7 protein-coding genes are annotated in these 5,562 nt (G+C 62.4%); 3 read left to right on the top strand and 4 right to left on the bottom strand.

Annotation, left to right across the window (positions count from 1 at the left end):
- Positions 1-93: 93 nt before the first annotated feature.
- The 4 genes from rplI to rpsF all read right to left on the bottom strand — a co-directional run bounded on the left by rplI (position 94) and on the right by rpsF (position 2,531).
- Positions 94-696 carry a 50S ribosomal protein L9 gene (rplI, locus tag WB528_RS11665; RefSeq protein ID WP_423888566.1) on the bottom strand — a complete coding sequence of 201 codons (603 nt, stop codon included), beginning with the start codon at positions 694-696 and terminating at the stop codon, positions 94-96.
- Positions 697-744: 48 nt separating this feature from the next.
- Positions 745-1,698 (bottom strand): hypothetical protein, encoded by a 954-nt coding sequence (locus WB528_RS11670; protein WP_423888567.1) that lies wholly within the window; start codon positions 1,696-1,698, stop codon positions 745-747.
- Positions 1,699-1,818: 120 nt separating this feature from the next.
- On the bottom strand, positions 1,819-2,058 hold the full coding sequence (rpsR, locus tag WB528_RS11675; RefSeq protein ID WP_002711478.1) for a 30S ribosomal protein S18: 240 nt from the start codon (positions 2,056-2,058) through the stop codon (positions 1,819-1,821).
- A gap of 5 nt (positions 2,059-2,063) precedes the next feature.
- Positions 2,064-2,531, bottom strand: a complete 468-nt coding sequence (gene rpsF, locus WB528_RS11680) for a 30S ribosomal protein S6 (RefSeq protein WP_423888568.1) — start codon at positions 2,529-2,531, stop codon at positions 2,064-2,066.
- Between the two features lie 358 nt (positions 2,532-2,889).
- On the opposite strand from rpsF, the gene WB528_RS11685 reads away from it, so the two are divergent.
- The 3 genes from WB528_RS11685 to WB528_RS11695 form a co-directional block, all read left to right on the top strand.
- Complete coding sequence (locus WB528_RS11685; protein ID WP_423888569.1) at positions 2,890-3,594, top strand: TetR/AcrR family transcriptional regulator C-terminal domain-containing protein; 705 nt, start codon at positions 2,890-2,892, stop codon at positions 3,592-3,594.
- A gap of 3 nt (positions 3,595-3,597) precedes the next feature.
- Positions 3,598-4,623: a fatty acid desaturase family protein gene (locus WB528_RS11690; RefSeq protein ID WP_423888570.1), complete on the top strand. Its 1,026-nt coding sequence runs from the start codon at positions 3,598-3,600 to the stop codon at positions 4,621-4,623.
- 212 nt (positions 4,624-4,835) lie between these two features.
- On the top strand, positions 4,836-5,562 hold a 727-nt coding region (locus WB528_RS11695; RefSeq protein ID WP_423888571.1), incomplete at its 3' end, for an ACP S-malonyltransferase.

A 5,562-nucleotide genomic window follows, 5' to 3' on the forward strand; every position in this document is an offset into this window, starting at 1 on the left:
GGCAGCGGCATTTGCGCCGACAAGTCTGCAACCCACGAAAACAAAACTCGGCCTGATCGGCCGAGTTTTTTCGTATCGGTCAAGGTCCGCCGCCTATTCTTCGGGTGCGGGGCTCGGCTGCGGCGCCAAATCGGTGGGGAGGGCTTCGGGATCGAAGAACTCGCCGGCGGCAGCGATGGCTTCCGCGGCTGCATCCCGATCTTCCTGACGCGTCGAGATATCCTCGCCGCGGTTGATGCGTTCGGCCTCGTCCGCACTGCGCGCAACCGTGACGGTCACGCCAACTTCGACTTCCGGATGCACGGCGATCGCGATCTTGTGCTTGCCGATGGTCTTGATCGGCGCGTCCAGCATGACCTGGCTGCGGCTGATGCTGACGCCATCGTTCTGGAACGACGAGATGATGTCGCGAACGCTGACCGACCCGAACAACTGTCCAGTCTCTGAGGCCTGCCGGAGGATGACGACGTTGCGGCCGTCGATCTTTTCGGCGACCTTGCCGGCTTCACCCTTGGCCTGAAGGTTGCGCGCTTCCAGTTCGGCCTTCATGCCATCGAATTTGGCGCGGTTGTCTGCGGTCGCCCGCAGCGCCTTGCCGCGCTTGAGCAGAAAATTGCGGGCAAACCCGTCCTTGACGCGGACGACTTCACCCATCTGGCCAAGCTTGGCGACGCGTTCCAGCAGAATGACTTCCATGTTCGTTTTCCTTTCAGACTATTTCGGATTGAAAAGTGAGGTTCATGATCAGGACTTGGGCAGTGGCGGCGGTCTGCTGCGCAAATAGCGCTGGCGGAGTCCAAAGACGGCGTCGGCTAGCCCAAGCAAGGCGACTGCCAACAGAGCCCAGGCGAAGCCAGCGACCACGGCGTAGGCGCAACCAAGCCACAACGGGCGGCTTTTCAGGGCGAGTGTAAGGGTGTGCAGCACGGCAAAGCCGGTCAAGGCATAGGCGATCGAAAGGCCGGCGGTTACCACTTGCGCAAAAATCCCCGGCAGCCCGCGGGAAAAACAGCAGACGATGCCAGCAAACAGGACTGCGATCACCACGTTCGGCAGCGCCGTATTTTTCAGATCCGGCCACGGGCGGTGCAATCTTCCCGATGTCGCGGCGATTTTGGCCGCGAGCCACAGGTTGAGTGTCAGCATGGCCACGGCAGCCATTTCCGCGCCTATGGGCGCGATCAGCACCAGCGCATCAAGCGTGGAATCGTTGAGCGTCAGGCCCGTCGATTCCAGAATGTCGCCCCAGCCTTTGCGAATCGTATTGTGGATCGCTGCGGCATCGGTGCCCATCATGAGCAGCGTGATCGCCGTGATGATGGTTGCAAAAAAGACGATCCAGAGCAGAATCCGGCCGACCGGGTACCACTCCAGCGTGTCGTCCGGATTTGCGCCGGCGACTTCCTGCGGAACCGGACGCGCGAGCAGGACGAGATGCGCCAGCCACCAGGCCGGCAGTGCATTCACCACCGCAAACATTCCGGAATAGGGAAGGCCAAATAGGGAGGCAATGACGGCCGTCGCCGCGATCCCGCCGATGGCTGCGCTTAACGGGCCCCATACCACGCCCACTACCATCAGCGGCAATGGCGCGAGGTTGATCAGCAGCAGCGAAATCGGCGCGCCCGACGTGATCGAGGCGAACATCAAAGCCGACGCGAGGCCGGCCGCCAATGCCATGGATATGGTCGCGATCATCAGCTGTCCCGCCCCCTTCGAGCGGTTAGAGGTCTTTTTGACCCCAACCATCGGCAACCGGACGACCCGGAAGCCTTATGAATAGTCCGGCCCGCGGCACAGGCCGCGGACCGAGGTTCTTTAGCGAATGACGTAAGGAAGCAGACCGAGAAAACGCGAGCGCTTGATGGCGCGCGCGAGCTCGCGTTGCTTCTTGGCGGAAACGGCAGTGATGCGGCTCGGCACGATCTTGCCGCGCTCGGAAACGTAACGCATCAACAGCTTGGAGTCCTTGTAGTCGATCTTCGGCGCATTCGGACCCGTGAACGGGCAGGTCTTGCGGCGGCGGAAAAACGGACGGCGTGCACCAGCTTCGGCCATGGTTCTTACTCCTCTTCCGCCACTTCGACGTCTTCGCGGGGGCGGCGTGGGCCGCGATCGCCGCGGAAGCCGCCGTCACGATCGCCACGGAAGCCACCGTCGCGATCACCACGGAAACCGCCACCCCGATCGTCGCGCTCGCGGTCGCGATCGGCCTTGCGCATCATCGCCGAGGGACCTTCTTCAAGCTCCTCGACACGAACGGTCAGGTAACGGATCACGTCTTCACTGATCCGCTCCTGACGCTCGATCTCGGCAACCGCGGCCGAGGGCGCGTCGATATTGAGCAGCACGAAGTGCGCTTTGCGATTCTTGCTCATGCGATAGGTCAGCGAGCGCACGCCCCAGTTCTCCGTCTTGGTGACCTTGCCGCCGGCCTGCTCGACGATGCCGGTCATCTGGGTGGTCAGTTCTTCGACCTGCTGGGTGCTCGCGTCCTGACGCGCGAGAAAAACATGCTCATAAAGAGGCATGGATGTCCTTTCCTGTGTTGGCGTAGGTCGCCGGCGGCAAGCCCTTCGAACCCTTCGGAAAGGACTCGGGATAAGCTCAAGAAGGCGGAAGCACGGGACGACGGGCCGACTGGCCCTGCCGCATCAAAACACCTGAAAGGGTGAAATTGCTGAGACCGTCCGTTCAGCTCCCGGCCGGGGACCCACGGATGGGCGCGTTATAAGCATTTTGGCCGTGCTGGCAAGCAAAACGGTGGAGTCTGCCGGTTCCAATATCGTCAGGGCCGGAGCTGTCGGTGAAACGCGGACCCAGCGTCGGTGCGGTTTTCCTTGAGTTATTTGTTTGTATATCATACAAATAACTCAAGTGGAGAGCCTCATGGCCTTAGAAATCGCGTCCGACATGCCCGTTGGCGATCCGAAACATACGGTACGGGCGACCCGCACAGCCGGACGCAAAATGCGTTCGCTGCTCCTGGATGCCGCGAGCCGTCTGTTCCGGGAGCGCGGGCTATCGGGGGTCTCGATTGCCGACATCGCTGCCGTTGCCGATGCCTTTCCTAGCCAGATCACCTATTATTTCCGGACCAAAGAGGCCTTGTTCGTCGAAGCTGCGTGCCGCGACATGCTCTATCTCGCGCGTGCCGCGGAGGCGGCCGCCCTTCAGGCGCGGACGCCGCGGGACTACACGCGGGCGCTGGTCGAGACCGTAACCTCAACGGACTCCGTCGCCTTCTTCGCCGAAGCGTTGACATTGACGCGCCGCCGCCAGGACTTGGCGCCGCTTGTCGAGCGCACCATCGATCGATTGCACGCGGAAGGCTTGCGGGCCTACGCAAACAAGATCGACCGGCACGGCTGGCGCAGCCTGCGCGAACCTGACACGACTTCGCGAAGGTTCTGGGCGGTTGCGATCGGCGTCATGGTCGAGGGTTACGCCATGGGTCGCTCGTCCGACGCGCTCTGCGCCGAGATGCTGCGTGTACTTGACGAGCAAGTGTCGCCGTCTGACGACGCGGCGCGGCTGCGCCGGGTTGACGAGGTCGGCGCGTCCGCTGCCACAAAATCGGATCGGGAGGCTTAGGAGATGACCGCACTTCGCATGCGCGCCCGCGATTTTCTGACAGAAGAGCAGTTGATCGGAGTCCGCCGCCGCTCGACCTGGAAGGGCGCGGCCCTGATCGCGCATGCCTGGGCGCTGATCCTGGGGGCGATCGCGCTGGTCGCCTGGTGGCCCAATCCCGTGACTTACCTGTTGGCGGTCGCGATCGTCGGCTCGCGTCAGCTTGGGCTTGCCATCCTGATGCATGACGGGGCGCACGGATGCCTGTCCGCCGACGAGAAGCTCAACCTGACCTTGAGCCAGTGGTTTTGCGCCTACCCCATCTTTGCCGAGACCCGCGCCTATCGCCGCTATCATCTGCAGCACCATGCGCGAACCCAACAGGAGGACGACCCTGACCTCGTGCTATCGGCCCCGTTTCCGATCACGAGGTTGAGCTATCGCCGCAAGTTCTTTCGCGACATCACGGGACAGACCGGCTACCAGCAGCGCAAGGCGCAATTGTTGAATGCTCTCGGCCCTCAAGGATGGCCACTTGGGCGCCGCGCCGCTCATTTCTGGGACAAGCTCGGTCCTCAATGCCTGACGAACGTGATGCTGTTTGCAGCACTGGCTGCGGCCGGCGTCTGGTGGGCATATCCGCTGCTTTGGTTGGTGCCGCTTCTGACCTGGATGATGGTGATCACTCGCATTCGTAATATCGCCGAACATGCCGTCGTTCCGGACAGCCACGATCCCCTGCGCAACACGCGCACGACCCGGGCCAATTTCGCCGAGCGGCTGTTCATCGCGCCCTATTATGTAAACTACCACCTGGAACACCATCTGCTGTTCTACGTCCCCTGCTACAACCTTCCACTCGTTCATCGCATTCTCAGCCAAAGCCGCTTCGCCGGCCGTATGGAGGTGCAAACCGGTTATGCCGCCGTGCTGCGGCTCGCGACCGCCAAACCTGACCATGACGACCGTCCCGGAAAACTCGTGAGCAGCGCACGGCGCGCGCAGGCTGGCGTCGAAGTTGGCGTTGACCAGACCGGAGGCGGGTTTTAGGCGCCCGTCCGCTTGAGGCGGGTTTCATTCTACGGCGCAGCTTGACAGCCCGGCCTCGAGCGGTGTCTTTCGGCCCGGCTTGCGGGCCCGATTGGCGACTTGGTACGATCCTGGTTTTGGATTTTCTCGCAAGATACTGAAAATATACATATTTCCTGCTTTTCCGCTTGCGGCGGAGCGTCCGCGGGAGAAATAGATGTCCGGGAGCATTCATGACGGCAGCATTCACCTTTCCGGGTCAGGGTTCCCAAGCCGTCGGCATGGGCAAGGCGCTGGCGGAGTCTTTTCCGGCGGCGCGCGCGGTGTTCGACGAGGTCGATGCTGCACTCGGCGAAAAGCTGACAGCTATTATCTGGGAAGGTCCGGCCGAGAAATTGCAACTCACCGAAAATGCCCAACCGGCGCTGATGGCAGTCTCATTGGCGACGATGCGCGTGCTGGAAGGCGAAGCCGGTTTCTCTGTGGCCAAAAACGCCGCCTTCGTTGCCGGACACTCGCTCGGCGAATATTCCGCGCTGGCGGCGGCCGGTAGCCTCACCGTGACCGACACCGCGCGCTTGCTTCGCATTCGTGGGCTGGCCATGCAGAAGGCCGTTCCGGTAGGGGTCGGCGCCATGGCAGCCTTGCTCGGTCTGGACTACGAGGCCGCGGTAGCTGTTGCGGACGAAGCAGCACAAGGACAGGTCTGTCAGGCCGCCAACGACAATGGCGGCGGCCAGGTGGTCGTTTCCGGCGACAAAGCCGCCGTCGAGCGTGCCGTCGAGATCGCGAAAACAAAAGGTGCCAGGCGCGCGATGCTGCTGCCGGTGTCGGCACCGTTTCATTGCCGGTTGATGCAGCCGGCGGCCGATGCGATGGCGGAAGCGCTTGCCGGCGTTGCGATCAAGCCGCCGGCCGCGCCGTTGGTGTCAAATGTGTTAGCGGCGCCAATTACAGAGC

Origin of the sequence: Bradyrhizobium sp. (assembly GCF_049586575.1) — a bacterium.
Classification (GTDB): Bacteria; Pseudomonadota; Alphaproteobacteria; order Rhizobiales; family Xanthobacteraceae; genus Bradyrhizobium.